This is a genomic window from Nitrospira sp. Nam80, from assembly GCF_965152575.1.
In genome coordinates this window covers 2,006,923-2,023,868 of the sequence record NZ_OZ224216.1, presented here as the reverse complement: position 1 = coordinate 2,023,868, position 16,946 = coordinate 2,006,923, and the positions used below count along the sequence as shown (strand labels likewise).

The 16,946-nt window shown below is 57.9% G+C and carries 12 protein-coding genes; all 12 read right to left on the bottom strand.

Annotated elements, in window-relative coordinates:
• Positions 1-12: 12 nt before the first annotated feature.
• The gene (locus tag ACWGXE_RS09580; protein ID WP_447603219.1) at positions 13-2,163 is read right to left on the bottom strand and encodes a bi-domain-containing oxidoreductase; all 2,151 of its coding nucleotides are present in this window, start codon (positions 2,161-2,163) and stop codon (positions 13-15) included.
• A gap of 29 nt (positions 2,164-2,192) precedes the next feature.
• A complete protein-coding gene (locus ACWGXE_RS09575) occupies positions 2,193-3,599 on the bottom strand; it encodes an AAA family ATPase (RefSeq protein WP_447603217.1) in 1,407 nt (468 codons plus the stop codon).
• Between the two features lie 25 nt (positions 3,600-3,624).
• Positions 3,625-4,458: a CpsD/CapB family tyrosine-protein kinase gene (locus ACWGXE_RS09570; protein WP_447603215.1), complete on the bottom strand. Its 834-nt coding sequence runs from the start codon at positions 4,456-4,458 to the stop codon at positions 3,625-3,627.
• Between the two features lie 55 nt (positions 4,459-4,513).
• The gene (locus ACWGXE_RS09565) at positions 4,514-6,280 is read right to left on the bottom strand and encodes a lipopolysaccharide biosynthesis protein (protein WP_447603213.1); all 1,767 of its coding nucleotides are present in this window, start codon (positions 6,278-6,280) and stop codon (positions 4,514-4,516) included.
• 29 nt (positions 6,281-6,309) lie between these two features.
• On the bottom strand, positions 6,310-7,506 hold the full coding sequence (locus ACWGXE_RS09560) for a hypothetical protein (RefSeq protein WP_447603211.1): 1,197 nt from the start codon (positions 7,504-7,506) through the stop codon (positions 6,310-6,312).
• Between the two features lie 53 nt (positions 7,507-7,559).
• Positions 7,560-8,147 carry a polysaccharide biosynthesis/export family protein gene (locus tag ACWGXE_RS09555; RefSeq protein ID WP_447603922.1) on the bottom strand — a complete coding sequence of 196 codons (588 nt, stop codon included), beginning with the start codon at positions 8,145-8,147 and terminating at the stop codon, positions 7,560-7,562.
• Positions 8,148-8,165: 18 nt separating this feature from the next.
• Positions 8,166-10,556 carry a tetratricopeptide repeat protein gene (locus tag ACWGXE_RS09550; protein ID WP_447603209.1) on the bottom strand — a complete coding sequence of 797 codons (2,391 nt, stop codon included), beginning with the start codon at positions 10,554-10,556 and terminating at the stop codon, positions 8,166-8,168.
• Positions 10,557-10,659: 103 nt separating this feature from the next.
• The gene (locus ACWGXE_RS09545; RefSeq protein WP_447603207.1) at positions 10,660-12,288 is read right to left on the bottom strand and encodes a glycosyltransferase family 4 protein; all 1,629 of its coding nucleotides are present in this window, start codon (positions 12,286-12,288) and stop codon (positions 10,660-10,662) included.
• 3 nt (positions 12,289-12,291) lie between these two features.
• Entirely contained in the window at positions 12,292-13,842 is a 1,551-nt protein-coding gene (gene xrtD, locus ACWGXE_RS09540; protein ID WP_447603205.1) for a VPLPA-CTERM-specific exosortase XrtD, read from the bottom strand.
• 136 nt (positions 13,843-13,978) lie between these two features.
• A complete protein-coding gene (locus tag ACWGXE_RS09535) occupies positions 13,979-14,662 on the bottom strand; it encodes a VPLPA-CTERM sorting domain-containing protein (RefSeq protein WP_447603203.1) in 684 nt (227 codons plus the stop codon).
• A gap of 362 nt (positions 14,663-15,024) precedes the next feature.
• On the bottom strand, positions 15,025-15,777 hold the full coding sequence (locus tag ACWGXE_RS09530; protein WP_447603201.1) for a WecB/TagA/CpsF family glycosyltransferase: 753 nt from the start codon (positions 15,775-15,777) through the stop codon (positions 15,025-15,027).
• A gap of 26 nt (positions 15,778-15,803) precedes the next feature.
• Positions 15,804-16,943 carry a glycosyltransferase family 4 protein gene (locus tag ACWGXE_RS09525; RefSeq protein WP_447603199.1) on the bottom strand — a complete coding sequence of 380 codons (1,140 nt, stop codon included), beginning with the start codon at positions 16,941-16,943 and terminating at the stop codon, positions 15,804-15,806.
• Between the last annotated feature and the right edge of the window lie 3 nt (positions 16,944-16,946).

Sequence of the window (16,946 nt, the reverse complement as noted above, 5' to 3'; positions counted from 1 at the left end):
GGGAAGGTCGGGCTAGATCTCGTAGACCGATCCGGTCTGGAGGCTTTGCACGGCAAGGAGGCAGGCGCGGGTGACTGCTTCAATTTCTTCGAACGGCATGACGGGCGGACTCCCCTGCTCGACGGCTTGCACGAACCGGGTCATCTCTTCCTGAAATCCTTTCTCACGCTTTGCCGTCTTGAATTGGCTAGTTCGACCATCGGCATACATCTGCGTGTCCATGAAGTCCTGCATCGTCAGCGACTTCCCATCGGCATGGGCCTCAAAATATTCCTTCGGAAGACTCCGATTGCCTTCGGCTGTATAGACAATCGTGCCGATGGACCCATCCCCAAACGTGAGTGACAAAACACATTGATCATCGGTGACGCCGGAACCATGCCGGGAGACTCGTCTCGCAAAGACCGATGTCGGCTGGGCTCCCGCCAGGGCTTGCAGATAATCGACAAAATGACAGGCCTCACCTATCACCCGACCGCCGCCAACCTCCGGATCTTGAACCCAATGTTCTCTCGGAATCCGCCCTGCATTGATCCGATAGAGCATCACGAGCGGGTTTTTGCGCGCGGCAAAGAATGCCTGCGCCTGCTTCGCATGGGGCGAAAACCGCCGGTTGAATCCCACCATCAACTGGAGCCCGCTCGCCGCCTTCTTTTCGTAGACCGCACGAATCTCACTCAACTCTTCCTCGGTCAGACAGAGCGGCTTTTCGACAAAGACGTGCTTGTCCGCCAAGAGACTCCTGATTACCAGCGACCCGTGGCTGTCGTGCCTGGTTCCGATCAAGACCGTGTTCATTGCCCGATCATCCAGAATGGCCTGCGCATCGCTGGTGCAATAGCCCGCGTGGATTTTTTCGGCCAGCGACTTGGCCGTGATGCCGGACGCCGTGCAAATGCCGCGGATCGAGACCGATGAGAAGCTCTGCAGCCGGGGGAGCAGCATATCTTTGACATGATTGCCCGCCCCGATGATCCCAAGCGTGACCGAACGAGCGCCCGGTGCGGCCGCCACCGGAATCGCCACCGGCAAGGCACGAGCCGTATCATGAGGATACGTAATGACCATGCCCATATAAGGCACGCCGCCCTCCATCATGAGCGCGTACGCTTTTTCCGCCTCTTCGATGGAAAAGCGGTGCGTGATGAGCGGCTTGATCTGAATCTTCCGCTCGGCGACCAATTCAAGGAACGCCTGCATGTTCCGCGTTTCCGTCCAGCGCACATAGCCGTAGGGATAATCGTGGCCCTTTTCCTCAAAGTCGCTGTCGTATCGCCCAGGCCCATAGGACATCGAGAGGCGAAGATCCAGCTCCTTTTTATAATAAGGCTCCCGCGGCAGGTCCATTCCAACCGCCCCCACGATCACCACCCGACCCTTCTTCCGCGCAATCGCGCCGGCCACCTCCACCGGCCCATTGTCCTTGGTGCTGGCCGTGATGATGACCGCATCCACGCCCTGGCCCTCGGAGAAGACCGACACGGCCTCGACCAATTCGCCGGGTGATGCGGCGGCATCCGCCCCGAGCTGCTGCGCCAACTTCAATTTTGACGAATCCAGATCGGCACCGATCACGCGGCAGCCGGAGGCTTTCAACAGCTGCACGGTAAGCTGTCCCAGCAAGCCCAGCCCCATCACCGCAATCCGGTCGCCCAGCCTGGGTTCCGCTTGGCGGATGCCTTGCAACGCGATGGCGCCGAGCGTCACAAACGACGCGTCCTCAAACTCGACTCCGTCCGGAATCTTGACGCAGAGGTTTTTCGGCACATAGACCATCTCGGCATGGGATGCGTAATTCTGCCCGGCACAGGCTACCCGATCTCCGACCGAGAACTGTCCCGCTTCCTTCCCCACCGCCGCGACGGTTCCGGCGCAGCTGTAGCCCAGCGCGACCGGCGTATCGAGCCGGTCGAACACGCGTTTCAATGTTTCCTTGAGCCCGTCCTTTTGAATGGCGGTCAGCACCTTCTTCACCATCTCAGGCCGCTCCATCGCCTTGCCGATCAGGGTCTTCTGCGCTACCTGCACGGTGGATTTTTCCGTCCCGGGACTGATCAAGGAAGCCTGATTCAGGACGAGTAGACCCGCACCGCGCAACGATGGCGGCGGTACGTCATCGACTTTCAGGGTACCGGATCGGTAACTTTGAATGACTTGCTTCATGGAGTATCAATCGAGCTATTCTGATCTACCTAGCTGCTGCCTTTCAACAACTGCCGGACCTGGCGCCAGGCGCGTCCGACGGCCGACGGCCGGAATGATGCAGGCATCGACCCGGACGGCGCGAATTCTTCCAACCGAGAGAGGCGGATCGCGGCGTCCTTGAACGTCCGATCGACGCGGCAAATCTTCCGATACTGTTCCTGTGCCTCATCCACCTCGTCCATATGCTCGAGTGTTCGGCCGAGAAGATAGCGCACGGTGAGACTTTGCTGGCGGGACGCATACTGATCGGCAAACGTTTTCCTGAATGCCGACACGGCCTCTCCCAACCGGCCGATCGCCTTGTAGCACAATCCGATTTGACTGAACGATTTGAGATGATATGACGGATCGGCGGCCGCATGTTCAAATTGCTTGATCGCCGCTTCATACTGCCGGTTTTTCTTGAGAGCCAAGCCGCTCTGGTAGAATGTTTCCGAGGCAGACAGGGCTTCCGGTTCCTTCTCGCGCGGGGCGCGTCCAAGCATCGGCAAGGACGCCGGGACGATCTCCTCCATTTCTTCCGCTTCCTGAATTTCTTCAGGCCCGTTCACGATCGAGGACAGGTCCTCCTCTTCGGCCAATGGAAGGATCTTATTCTTTTGGCGATCCAGCGCGGCCTGTGCGAGCAATTTCGCGGTCACCCGAGGGGCCTGTCGGGCAAACCCATAAGTGAGCGCCATTTCGCAGACCTGGTTGATCAGGCGCGGGTTGCCCCTGCTTAACCGATGCGTGAGGTTACAGGCTTCCTGGGTGAAAAGAGAAGGCCTTCCACCTGCGACACACAGGCGGTGGCGAATATAGTGCAGGACATCTTCCTGGCTGAAAGGCTGCAGATGGTAGTCCACCACGATGCGCTGGGCGAACTGTGTCATGTCGGGACGCTGCAATAACCGGTGGAGATCGGGCTGGCCGGAAAGAATGATTTGCAATTGAAGCGTCTTCTCTTGATTCATGTTCGACATCAGGCGCAACTCTTCCAACAAGTTCACGCCAAGCGTTTGGGCTTCGTCCACGATCAGCACCACCCGCCGGTTCCGTTCGGCCTCCCGGGAAAGGAACTCCGTGAACGTGTGGTGGGCCTCGACCGGATCCAACTGTTTGTGGCTGAGGCCGAGTGCGAGAAGAATCCACGGCAGCAGATGGTTCACGTCATACCGGGCATTGGTCACCAGGCCGATGGAATAGGCCGCGCGGTGCTCCGCGATGACCTTCTGCAGCAGGGAAGTCTTGCCCATCCCAGGGTCTCCGGTAAGGACCATGAACGGCGCTTCGCTGATCAAACCATATTCGAGAAGACTATAGGCGGTGCGGTGCGTCGCGCCCAGGTAGAGAAACTCGGTGTCCGGCAATAAAGCGAAGGGCTTGTCACGGAGGCCATAGAATGTCTTATACATCGGACCCTACTCCGTCGCGAGCGACTCAGGTGGAGAGAGATTTTCTCATGCCGGTCAGCGTGGCGGCTTCGCGTCCCGCCTTATTGAGCACGGTACCCAATACCGGCGTCGACTGCTTCACCAGCGACAGGGCCCGCTCCAGGTCTTCAACTTTCGTCCGCCCTTCTTCTACAACCAGCAACAGCGCGTCGATATACGGTGCGAAGGCCAGCACATCGGACGTGCGAAGCAGCGGCGGAAGATCATAGATGATGAATCGCGATTCATAGCGATGTTTGAATTCTTCGGTCAGCGCAATCATCTTGGGACTCGTCAAGGCTTCGGCGGAATGGGACACAGAGCGCCCGCCCGGAAGCAGAACAAAGCGGCCGATACCGGGATGAATCAAGAGATCCTCGATCGGGGTGTCGTCAAGCAAGTAATCGGCCAACCCCGCGCAATCTCCGATGCCGAACATCTCATGAAGATGAGGATCGCGCAGGTCGGCATCGATCAGCAACACGGATTGCGTGACATCCATGGCCAAGCTGGTCGCCAGGTTCACGGCCGTCAAGGTCTTGCCCTCATGGTTTCCGGGGCTCGTCACCCCGATGACGTTCCACCCCTTTTCCCTCATGCGATGCAAGACCTGCGTGCGTAGAATCTTGAACGCGTCCACGAAGGGCCCCCCATCGAATCCCGCTAGAATGCGGCGGTCCTGCAGAACTGCTTCCGGAATCTCGATCGACCTCGTGCGGCTGTACACAAACGACGTCGAAGCGGCGCGCCGCGCGGAAGTGACGCGTGCCGGCCTCGGTACGACCGGGTCGGAAGGCGTCAGCTCCTTATATCGTTCGAGCGCGGCTTGAAACCATTCCATAGGAAGTCCCTCTCATGTGTCCTTCGTGAATCGTCGGTCGTATCGTATTGCTCGCTTACTCCAACCCGATTTTCCTCAGCGCGGCATACCACAAAACGTCCAATGGCGTCCAGAAGACATGGCTGAGCAGCAACAGCGCCGCCACAACCGCAAGGCCCGCGCTTCGGACCAGTCTTAGGCGAGTCCGCGCCCTCGCGACATCGGCCCGGTTGGGCATATAGGGAATGACGGCGAGCGGAAAGGCCTGTGTCAGCCGGGCCACTTGTTCCGGCGCGCGGATCGAATGGTCCAGGTTTTCGGCAACCGCCGCCGAGCCCGCTGCTCCGGCCAGCGCGAGAATCAAGCCCAGGAGGCCGATCGCCTTCCGGTTGGGCTTCTCCGGATTCTCCGGCAAGCCCGGCGGATCGATCAGCGAAAACCGTTCGCCTTTGCGCTGGACTTCAAGCCCTTCCGAGACCTTCGCCTCCAGCAACCGCGAGCGAATGTCCTGATACTTCTCCGCCGACGTGTCGCGGTCACGCGCGAGCATGAGATAGTCCGGTTCGAGCTCGGGGGTGCGTTCGATGCGTGCGGCATAGTCCTGAAGACGCCGCTTCACCGCCGAGCGGCTGCCGCGCAACGCTTCCAGCGACGAGGTCACGGATTTGAGCTGAGCCTGGATATTGATATAGGCAGGATTTTCAGGACGCTGCATCGGCTTCTTTCCTGAAGTCAGGCCGATGTGTTTGATTTCCTGTTCCAGAGACCCGATCCGGCGCCGGACAATCAGCACATCAGGATGATCCGGCCCAAATCGATCACTCAGCGTCGCCAAGGTCGCGCGGGCATCGATCAATTGTTTTGCCAGCTCCTCGCTTTCGGGATCAGCGCCGGTTTCCTTTTCCAACGCCTGAATTTCTTGCTTCATTTTGATCACATCGGGATGATCCGCCGCGAAGGTTGCGGCGACACCTGCATATTCGGCGCGCAGCGCCCGCAGCCGCTCGACCGAATCAAGGATGCGCTCGCCGGTCACGGACAGGATCGGGGTATTCGGCTTGATCGTGGCCAATTCTCCCTCCAGATAGGCCTGCCGTTCTTCGAGGCTTCGGATTTGCTGATCCAAGTCCATCAGCTCGCGATCCGCCTGGTTCATGAGCTGGAGATTCAAGGACATTAGCTCCGGCAATGCGCCGTTCGCCTTTTGTTTGAACTGGGCGATCTTGGCCTCGACCTCTTCGATATGCTTGGCGAGGCTTGCCGCCTCCTGCTGGAGGAATATCGTGGTTTCCTGAGCCTGCCGCTCGCGGCTCTTCAAGTTTTCCCCCAAAAAGAGACTGGTCAGCTCGTTGGCAACCTTCTGCGCCGTTTCAGGAGACCCGCTCTGATAGGAAACCGTGAAGGCAATGGTGGCCTTGGTCGCATGTTGCGTCCGCTTGTCAATCACATCCGCGCTGATGACCTCGACCTGGATGTCTTTCGTGAATCGCTTCACCACATCCTCTGTTGAGCTGGTACGCCGCATCTCCGCATAGAGATCGTATTGCTCCACCACCTTCCAGAGACTGGTGCGGCTCATGACTTGTTGCTTGATGATCTCAATCCGCTGATCGGCGAAGCTTGTAATCGTCGAATGCACGAGTTCCGGTGGGACTTCCTGCTCTTCGATGAGAATGGTCGCCGTGGACTTGTACGTGGCGGGCCAGAACAGCGCGGCGGCCAAACCCGCTGCAAAAAGAAATCCGCCGGCGACGATCATCAGACGGCGGCGCCGCCGCAACACGGCCAGATAGTCGCGAAGACTCAGCATCGATTCAGTTTCTGGAGCGCGTTGGGTCATCATAGAAGTATCGTTCCCTTTTCAACGTCCTATTACCGGGAGACCGCCAGTTTCGGCGGAAAATACGTCACCATGAAGGTCACCATGTTGGCCGTGGCCGGTTCGGCGAACGTGTCGACGTCGCGCCACCGATACGAGTAGGAGGCGTCAAGCTTCCACCACTCCATGAACTTCCAGCTCACCATGGGGGTGGTGTAGACGACCTGCTGATCCGACAAGGTGCCTCCGTTTGCCAGCGGCGTGATGCCGGACACGATGTAGCCGGATGTATCGAATGACAGCCGGATGGTTTCCGAGACGTCATACGTGGCGAGGAGGCCCGCGCGATCTGTTTGGAGCAAAAGACCGAATCCGCTGGGCAAAACATCCCGTGTTAGGTTTACCTGCAGCGAGGCCCGCTCAAATTGTTTCGCAAGAGTGGCTCCGTAGACCCACACCGTATCTTGGCTCTCGATAGAACCGCCTGACACGTGCGTCGTGGAACTCACAAACCGAGGCCCGCCGTACACCGTGCCCTTCAGCGTCTCCGTAAAGGAATGGGCCAGGCTCAGCACGGCGCCGGGCAATGTCGCGCGCAGTCCGAACGGCGCATTCGTGGTGTGAAAATTGGCATACGTGCCGGTCAATTGAATGTCATCCTTTTCCGTCGCGTGATAGAGGAACCCCGCGGACCCGCCATACACTTGGTAATCCACAAGGTTGAGCCGCAATCCATTCTCATACGTGGCGTCGGAAAACTGGAAGCCGCCCTGGAATGCCACCTTCTCCGTCAGATTTCTGGTCCAAGTTGGATTTGCCGTCCAGAGATCGCGCTGGGTAAAGCGCAACACGACGCCCGTGGTCAAAAACTCGCCCATCAATGTATTGTCGCGACTGAGCCCGCCGGTGAAGCCGAACTCGTCCTTCTCGGTTCTATATCGGGCCGATAGGGGCAAATGGATATTGGTGAATCGATCCTGCTGGCCTCCATAGTAATCGACAAAATCCAGCGCGGCTCGACCGCTGACTTCCAGCCGTTCCGTCTTGCCGGAAAATTCCGTCCCGGGCGACACCCAATAGCCGTACGTCGCTTCATGCGGGAACGGCGTGAGCAGCAGGTTGCTGTTGTAATAGCCCTTCACGCCGATTGACGGCAGGATGGACCATTCCGCCGCCAGGCCAATCGAGCCGATGCCGGCCAGCAGCCACCCTATCCCGACGAGAACTCCCCGCGCGACAACGCGCGTCAAGCCCCCACGCCAAAAATTGTGTATACCGGCGCCGCGCACACAATCCACAGACGCTACGGCACCATCACGACATCGCCGCGTTGCAGCAAGATATTTTGGTCGAGATCTCTTCCCTTCCGCACGTCGCTATACCGGAACGGAAACACCAATTGCTCTCCTCTGATTCTCCGGATGATCTTGATGTCGTTTTCCGCCGCAAACGGGGTCAATCCGCCGGCCAAGCTGAGCGCTTGGAGCACATCGGTATAATGGCCGACCAAATACTCTCCAGGCTTGGTCACCCGGCCCACGACATAGACCTTGTAGCTCAGGACTTTGGTCACCGCGACGGTGACATTGGCATTCGGAATATATCTGCCCAGCCGCCTGACCAATTCCGCGCGCAGGTCTTCGACCGTCCGGCCCTCGGCCGGCACATCGCCCACCAGGGGAAACGAAATCATCCCATCCGGCCGCACCACGACTTCCCTGGTCAATTGTTCGTCCTTCCAGACGGAGATCAACAGTACGTCTTCGGGACCGAGGAAATAGCCGGGATCAGCGGTCGAGACCGGTACATCATTCGAAGCGGCAAACGATGCCGCGGCAACAGTCACCATCGCCGCCAGCATGCAGATGGCCGCGGTGCATTTCGTGATCATCCTTCTCACCCACACTCCTTATCCGCTCGTTTGCGCCAGCAACTGTTCCGCTGCCTGGCGCCCGATAAACGGCTCAGGCCTTTTAAGCGCGTTCGACAGGTACAGCCGGGCTTCTTCTTTGTTGCCCGATTGGTACAAGGCCGTGCCAAAATGATAATTGAGCGCCTGAAGATCGGGCGCTTTGACGACCGCGTCCTTCATCACACGAAGCGCATGGTCGAGATGGCCCATTTTCAGGCGCACCCAGCCCAGCGTATCCAAAAAAAGCGGGTGCGGAGCTTCTCGCTCGAAATCCCGACTAAGGACAAAGGCTCTTTCGAGGCTCGTCACATCCCCTTTGTAATCGACGAGCAAGACGGCCAGATTGTTCGCCGAGAAGATATTCTGCGGGTTCATCCGCAACACCGTCCCGTACTCGGCGATCGCGGCATCCACGTGCCCCTGATCGGACAAGACCGACGCCAGCATCATGTGAAGCTCTTCGCTGTCCGCATTGACCGACAATCCTTCCGTAAGAATCCGGATCGCCGCCTCGGGCTTTCGCTGCGACACATTCAGAGTCGCCCAGTTCAGCCAGGGAGTAATCCACTTGGGATTCACGCTGGTCGCCGTCCGAAACCGGGTTTCGGCCTCATCCTGCCGGCCGGTGAAGGCCATGACTTCACCCAGCAGCCCATGTCCATACGGATGATCGGGACGAGCCGCCAGCAATGCTTCCAGGCGCCCACGGGCCCGGTCAATCTGTTTCAGCCCGATTTCCAGCTTAATCACGGCCAACAACGGCTCCGGCGCATCTGGGTCGGCGGCCATAGCCTGTTCGAAGGCCGCGATCGCTTTGCCAAACTGTCGATGCGCTTCATACAGCCGGCCTTCCGCCATGAATCCCGTCGGACTTTGCCCAAGGGCCGCCCGAAGCTTCGTGTAGGTTTTCTTCGCCTGCGCCCAGTCCTGCGCGGCCAGATCGAATGAGAACAGCGTTTCAAGGGAACGAAGATGATCGGGATTCGCCCTGACGATATCCTCCACCCGTGCCCTCGCCCGCTGCACATGGCCGGCCTGACGTTCCAACATCGCCAAGGCCAGCCCGGCATCGACTTGCTTGGGATAGAGTGCAACGGCCCGCTCAAAACTCTCCCGCGCCAACTGCAATTCGCCGGACATCAGGTGCGCCTGCCCGAGAAGGACCTGCACGTGCGCCAATTCCGGCTGATCACGCAAGACGGTCCGAAACGCCTGGACGGCGTCCTTCCCTCTTCGCCGGGCCAGTGCGATCCTTCCCTGCAGAATCAGCCCTTCCGCCGCGCGCGGATTCTGTTTCAAGACGCCCGCGAGGCCCTCCTCCGCTTGCTCACGCCGGCCCGCCGCAAAGTCCAGGGCGGCGACCTTTACCTGAGCGTCAAGTCCAGCGGGTTTGTCGTCGTATTCCTTGATAAGGGATTCATAAACCAAGCGAGCCTTCGCCTCGTCTCTACTCTCCTCGTAGAGCGCGGCAAGACCGAAACGGATTTTGCTGGAATACGGAAGCTCGCGGGCGGCGTCGAGATAGGCGCGCTCCGCGACCACCGCTCCCCTTCGGTGCTTGAGGAAATCCGTCAGAGCCAACCACGGCTGTTCCTTTTCCTGAGAAAGCCGGACCGCCTCCCGGAGCACCGCTTCCGCGCGATCGACCGCCTGGTGCTTGTCGTAAAACCGCGCCAGCTTCAGCCGGTGGTCAAAGATGCTCGGCTCCTCGTCGATGATCTGACGCAAGACGGACTCCGCCCCTTGCCGGTCTCCGGCATCCACGAGCACCGCGCTCAAATGGCGCAATAGGTCCAGATGGTGAGGATGCGCCTCAAGGGCCAGGCGGAGAACCGCCTCCGCATCCCGCAGCCGGTGCTGATGCGAGTACAGCGCGGCCAACAGAATCGCCACATCGGGCTCGGTAGGATGGCGCCTGTTCAAGCTCTCCGCCTCGGCCATCGCCTCGGTCATCTTCTGTTCCTGCGCCATCACGGCCACTTTCAGCGCCATGGCTTGAGGGTCTGCCGGATCTTTCGCCAATACCTTGCCGGTCGCCTGGAGCACCTGATCGGCAAGGCGCGCTTCAAGGTAATACTTGGCCAGCGTGAGGAGCGCCCCTTTATGATCCGGCACAAGTTCGACCACTTGCTGATAATTGGCGACGGCATTACGCCAGTTTTTTTCTTTCTCTTCGACTTGCGCCACGAGGAAATAGGCCTCGGCGTCCTTCGGGTCGATCTTGAGCACGTTCCGCAGGGCGACCCGCGCCTTCGGGAAATTCCCGGCCTCGATATACTCTTGGGCCTTCATCCGATATTGAGTCTTCCGCTCGTGGGGACCTCCGCAGGCAAGAAAGACCAGCGTGCCTCCAATTGTCACGGCCGCAATCGCCGCATGAAACTTCATCGCGCTCATTCACAACCCATAGTTACCGGATTCCTCATTTTTCAATCCTCATTTCTAGCCCTAAAGCGAATTACTAAAGAGGTCCGGCGGGTTCCTAACTTCTTCACATCCACGCCCTCACGCCCAGCCCGAATAGAATCCAGAGCGACACTAACCCCAACTGTCTCACCCGTTCCGAGAAGGTGTGGAGCAGCAATTCGAACGAGAAATACAGGACGATGAGTTTCCCGGCCAGAATACTCAGCGTCGGCATGTCGGCGCGCATTTCCGGCAGCAGCGGAATGATCAACGCGAAGAACACCATAAGATAGTCGAGCGGCGTCGTCTGAAATCCACCGGCACGATTGAATCGCATGCAGAGCACTACCAGAAGCGCGATTACGGCCAACACCGTGTTTTGCGTGACATGAATCGGCCATATGGCCGGGAGGCTCGACTGTTCGCTCATGTACATAAGGAATGCGCTGCCGACATACAGGCCGCCACGCACGAACAGCGAGGTATAGCGAGGAAGCAGGAACAGACCGGCCGACATCACGCCGAAGAGGGCGATTGCCGCATAGCCCACGTCGGCGGGCACATGGCCGGGCAAAAATACATTCGCAATCAGAAAGAGCGGGACGACGATCGCGAGAAATCGCGGAGCCATTTCGCTGAGCCAGGGCCCGATCCGCGCCAACCTCGTATCCGAAAGCAGGCGCCCGCCGGCCCGCGCAGGCAAGAGAATGACGCCGCGTTCTGTCGCCACAAACAGGCCGAACATGCCGCAGGCAAATCCAATATAGATGGAGAGAATCAGCGCATCGGACTGCCATCGCAGCACATAGGCGAGCCCGACCATGCCGGCTTGGACCGCATAGATCGCAAGGACGGCTTCATAGTGCGACAAGCCGAGCGCAAGCAGTTTATGGTGGATATGGTTGCGATCGCCGACGAATGGAGACCGGCCTTTTCTCAGCCGGTTGACCATGACGGCGATGGTATCGAGAAACGGCAGGCCCAGGAGCAGCAGCCCTATCGCAGGACTGAACGGGGCGCGCGAGGGATCAGCCAGCAAAATCACCAGGACGCCCATCAGGAAACCGAGCAGCTGACTGCCGGCGTCCCCCATGAAAATACGGGCCGGATAGGTATTATAGCGAAGAAATCCCAAGAGCCCGCCCAACAGTCCCACCGCCAACAGCAACACGATCGACTCATGCGAAAGAAAGGCTAGATAGGCGATACCGGCGAACGTCAAAAAGGCGAGCCCTCCCGCCAAGCCGTCAAGCCCGTCGGACAGATTGACCGCGTTGGCAGCCCCGACAAGGAACACCACGGTCAGCGGGATACTTAGCCAGCGCGGAGGTTCGTGGTCGAACAGAAACGGCAACGTATCCAGCCTGATCTGTCCGATCCCGACGACGACGAACACCGCGAGCAGCTGCCCGACCAGCTTGGCTTTATAGCCGAGGCCGGCGCGATCATCCCATGCGCCGAATCCCAAGAGAATGCAGGCGCTCAGGAGAATCGGCGCGACGATGGGATCGTGCGGCACCCAGAGCACAATGGCGAGCAACGCGCCGATCCCGAACGCGATGCCGCCGATTCTCGGCATGGGGCCATGATGGACTTTCCGTCCGCCGGGCAGATCCATGAACTGCAACCTGCCGGCCGCAAGCTGCAACGGCGGAATCAGCGCCATGCAGACAAAGAGCGAGGTGATGAAGCTGAAAAAGACGGCGCTCGTCATCGTTCAATCCGGGACATAGCGGGCCAAGTCCGGCTGGATCGCGCGGGCCAGTTCCATCACGCGACGCTCCACCGCCTCTTCAGACTCGCCGAGCCCAACCGCGGACGCGAGGCGAATCAATGCCCCGTCGCTCCGACCTTTGGTGAGGGCATCCCAAAATAAATAGAACTTCACCAGATACTCATTCGAGAGATACCGCTCCCGCTGCTTGAACCAGTACAGTACCAGCTGCTTCTCATGTCCTTTTTGAATGAGGACGCGATTCGCCGGATGGACCGTCCCCTCGCGGTCGCCAAGGGGAAGACCTATATTTCGATGGGAGATGATTTCCCAGCCGCCGCCGGGGATACAGCTTTGCGGGCTATGGGCCGACTGTCCCTTCCTTTGCGAGCGGTAGTAGGCGACATACAGATTGACGGATTCGCCCGCCGCCGCGTAGTCGGCCAGGACGTAATCATCGAGCTTCAGCGCGTCGAGGTATTGGGATTCCATTGACGAGGGAGTGCCTTGCCAATCTCCGATCTGCATGGAAAAATCCATGAACGCCGGCCTGGCCGGAGGCGATTCAGCCCGCTCGCCGATCATCCACGAGAGCATGGCAAAAGGAACGAGCACCGCCACGCTGCAGAGAGTGGCTCCAGGCATCAATCTGATTGCCGGAGCGTCAGGCGCCGGCGAGTTCGAGGGCACCGGGCGCGCGGTTTCGACACGGAACGTAAACCGATCCAACAGTCCCGCCGATCCTTCCGCGGGGTTCAGTCGAGCCAAGCTCCACATCTCGAGGACAAGCAATCCCAGGCTCGCCATGAACAAAACCCACCCTTCAAACAAATGAAAGAAGCCTTCCGCTGCCTGCGAGCCGTAGAGCTCGACAAGAATGCCCACGATGCCGATGCGGAACCCATTGACGAATACCGAAATCGGCAAGGCGGACAGCACCAGCACCACGCGTTTCCACATCCGATCTCGAAACCCATAGGCGCAGAGCAGCGCGAGCGCCGTGAGCGGGAAGAGATAGCGGATGCCGCTGCAGGCTTCGACCACTTGCAACTGGACGGGCCCCAAATCAATGACATTCCCTTCACGAAACGCCGTGACGCCTACCAGTTGCAAACATCCGACGCCGAGCGCCGAGGACAACAATTGAAGCCGGCTCGAGAGCGCCCCATACAGAAAGACCGGAAGCGGGATGGCCGCCAGCAGGTACAACAACGGAAACGCGATCGCTTTCGTGCCGTTCAGGCCGATGAACGACAGTACGAGGCCGACGATCACGAGCCAGAGAGAAAAATGGAGCACGACGTACAGCGTGGCATAATCGCCGATCACATAGAGCAGGAGACCCGCAACAAGCACATGCGGGCCCCACCAGGACGGCTGCAGAGGGATCGCGGCCAACGCGGATCGTCTCTGCCAGATCAATAACGCGCTGATGATGGGAACAAAGAAACCGTGGCTGTAGTCGTCGCTACCCCACTGACCGACCATGAACCGGAGGCTATCGAAATACATATAGCCCAGCAGGCCAAGAGCCAGTAATCCTATGACCGTCAAGGAATCAATACCTAGAGGAAAAGAAGAGGCGAGTGACCTATGTGTTTCAGGATGCCGCTGGATTGCAATGCAACCGCGTTCGAGTCCCTTTGGTGTCAGCCGCGCGAGCCATGTCCGCCGCGATTGTACAATTATCCTACGCCTCGGAATTTTTCCGAGCCAGGCTCCTGGAGCCAAGCCCCACTAAAGCAATCAATCCGGCGCCGAAGAGCCATACCGCCGCGGGCAACGGAACCAACGACGCGATCGCTCCCTGCACGCGCCGCCCGTTCGCCTCGAAGATAAGGCGCCATTGGCTCGATGCGAAAGAGGAGAGGCTCGGAGGACTGGTCGGAAGAGAATCATTGCTGAAGACGCTGGCACTCGGATCGGTCAATTCCAATCGAAAGCTTGTCGGAATCCGTCCGTTTACCGAATTACCCAGGAAGCCGTCGGCCCGCAATTCGTAGATGTCGCCGCTGGGACGGTTGATCACCTGAATGAAGCTCGACCCCGGCGTAAATGTCGCCTGGTACGTACCGACATTGACGGTGAGGGTCTGAATCGCTCCGTTATACCGTCCTGTATTCGCGGCGGCGATGCTGTCGGGCGTGGAAGAGTCGAATGTGAAGCTGCCGGAGAACGGAAGGCCGGTGCTGAACCCGTTGGGACCCTGCCCTCCCGGCGTAAAGACGCTCCCCATCACGTCGGTTACCGCGCCGCCGAAGCTGAACGTCACGGGAGCAGCGCTGGCGTGGCCCGGAGCCAGCAGCAGAATAAACATCAAGGCGCTTCCGCCTCCGACTGCCGAAAAACGTTTCCTACGCTTCGTGCTTGGCATACCAACTCCTCTGTTCATTTGACGCATCCGCCGCCCATGTCTTCGTACGTAGTAACCACATTACTTATAAAAGATCAGAAACTCAGCACGTCGGAGATTACTCAAAACAATGCCTTAGCGCAAGAAGATTTTTGGCACTATCGAAATTCCCCGATACGTAATTCTTTAGGGCTCAACGGCCCTAGCAAAAACTGAAGTGCGAGGAAGGCTTGAGCTGCCATTTCCGCAAGGGCGGCCAACGATCATTATGAACGCTACACGGGTTGATTGTGCCGGTGAATGCTAAACCATTCACGTAGGATCACTGGGTTTTCAGGAAAGATCGCACCGATATGATTCAGAATGAGACAGGTAGGAGTCGGCTATTTTGAAGCAAAGAGATGCCTGGCTAGAACAAATGCGACGAATTTCGGGGTGGAGATAATATTCCGCTGCCACATGCGGCGGGGCTCCTTTATGAATCGGTAGGCCCATTCCAAACCGGCGCGGCAAGCCCACTCCGGCGCTCGCGGATAAGTACCGGCAAAAAAATCAAAAACTGCGCCAATAGATCCAATCAGCGGGACATTCAATTGGTGACGATTGGCGTCTACCCATTTCTCTTGCTTGGGGGCCGTCATCCCAACCCAAAGTACATCTGGACAGGCATCATTGATCTTTTCGATCATCCGGTCATTCTCTTCCTTAGACCATTGACGAAATGGAGGAGAAAGTGTGCCGCACAGAGTAAGCGACGGATATTCCGCTATAAAGTGCTTCTCGATAAGATCGAGGACACGTGGCGACGAACCAAAGAAGAAGATCCGTCCCTGACCACGCTGATGCAAAGCATCCATCACGGAAATAAAATAATCATGGCCGGTTATTCTTGGACCTGTTTTCACACCAACCAGACGCGCCATAATGGTTACACCTACACCGTCGGCCACCACATGATTAGTTCTTGTGAGGGCTGCTTTGAAGGCATCATCGCTTTGCGCGACTACGAGTGAATGGGGATTGGCGCAGGCGAAAACAATTTGAGGCATCATTCGCTCGACAGCGGAAAGCGAATCCGCGGTCATGGCTTCAAGCGATCGTCCATCAAGCTGGATACCTAGCATTGTACTAGCCATGGAGTCTTTGTTCTTAAACCTCGTATTCATTTCGTCGCTGTGGCGACGCCCTTCAGTACACGAGTCATGCTGGCAATGTGTTGCTCTTTAGTGAAAAACCTCTCATACCGCCGTCTACCGGCCTGCCCCATCATAGTTCTCTCCTCAGGGTGATCGAGCAGCCACAATATTTGAGCCGCAAGATCTTTGGGATCATTTAATTCAGTGCAAAGACCTGATTCACGGCCCAGAGTTTCTTTTAGGCAACCGCGATTCGTAAAAACGACCGGTAAGCCCGCCGCCATTGCCTCCAGGACGACCAACGGCTGTCCTTCTTGCTGAACTCCCGGGAATACAAATATATGGGAGGATTTGAATAAGCTAACTTTTGCATCGCCTTCCACCTGGCCGGTGAAACTAACGAAAGGCGCAATCCCTTTTTCCACGATAAACTTCTCTGCCCATTCCTTGTCTTCCATGTGCGACCATGGACCGGCAAATACAAACTCGACGTTCCGATGATGCTTAACTACCAGTGGAATAGCCTGAAGCAGGACTAATGCCCCTTTCAAATGGCTCAATGTACTCAAATGAAGAATTCTATGGCGATTTCCCACGCTGACTTGTTCACCGTCTTCATTACCGCTTTGCCAATCAACCCCATTTGGGACGACAGCGACTTTATGTTCCTGAACAAGCCCTTCGAAAAGGCCTTTCAACGATTCTCCAAGAACAATGACACGGGCAACTCTATTTAGGACCATCCGGACGTAGCGTTTCATCAACCAGGATCGGCTAAGAAACCAGTCACGGATATTTCCACCATGAAGATGCAGTACCACGTGGCTTCCCTTCAAGAATGCCGGCCAGATCAGCAGGCTGTCTCGGATAAAGCCGATGGTTGTTTGAGAAAGAACGAGGTAAGTGAGCCTGGGACGTGAGCGGAACAGCATAGCGACTAGCCGTACCCACTGCCTCCCAAAGAGAAAAGCATCATGCAGGTCCGGCTTATTGACATGTTGAATCCCTCGACGATCAGCAAGCTCTACATGACATACCTGGAACTCCGCTGTGATGCTCGACTGTAGTAATGTCTGTATGGCAACTGCCACGCCATGAAACGGAGGGGGCGTGGGACCGATAACAAGTAATCGAGGCTTAGCCGTCATAGTCTGAGCGACACCCATAGT

Bases quoted from the DNA above. Each gene is read 5' to 3' on its own strand.
- ACWGXE_RS09580 (WP_447603219.1), bottom strand. From the start codon at position 2,163: ATGAAGCAAGTCATTCAAAGTTACCGATCCGGTACCCTGAAAGTCGAT.
- ACWGXE_RS09575 (WP_447603217.1), bottom strand. From the start codon at position 3,599: ATGTATAAGACATTCTATGGCCTCCGTGACAAGCCCTTCGCTTTATTG.
- ACWGXE_RS09570 (WP_447603215.1), bottom strand. From the start codon at position 4,458: ATGGAATGGTTTCAAGCCGCGCTCGAACGATATAAGGAGCTGACGCCT.
- ACWGXE_RS09565 (WP_447603213.1), bottom strand. From the start codon at position 6,280: ATGATGACCCAACGCGCTCCAGAAACTGAATCGATGCTGAGTCTTCGC.
- ACWGXE_RS09555 (WP_447603922.1), bottom strand. From the start codon at position 8,147: ATGATCACGAAATGCACCGCGGCCATCTGCATGCTGGCGGCGATGGTG.
- ACWGXE_RS09550 (WP_447603209.1), bottom strand. From the start codon at position 10,556: ATGAAGTTTCATGCGGCGATTGCGGCCGTGACAATTGGAGGCACGCTG.
- ACWGXE_RS09545 (WP_447603207.1), bottom strand. From the start codon at position 12,288: ATGACGAGCGCCGTCTTTTTCAGCTTCATCACCTCGCTCTTTGTCTGC.
- ACWGXE_RS09535 (WP_447603203.1), bottom strand. From the start codon at position 14,662: ATGCCAAGCACGAAGCGTAGGAAACGTTTTTCGGCAGTCGGAGGCGGA.
- ACWGXE_RS09530 (WP_447603201.1), bottom strand. From the start codon at position 15,777: ATGGCTAGTACAATGCTAGGTATCCAGCTTGATGGACGATCGCTTGAA.
- ACWGXE_RS09525 (WP_447603199.1), bottom strand. From the start codon at position 16,943: ATGGGTGTCGCTCAGACTATGACGGCTAAGCCTCGATTACTTGTTATC.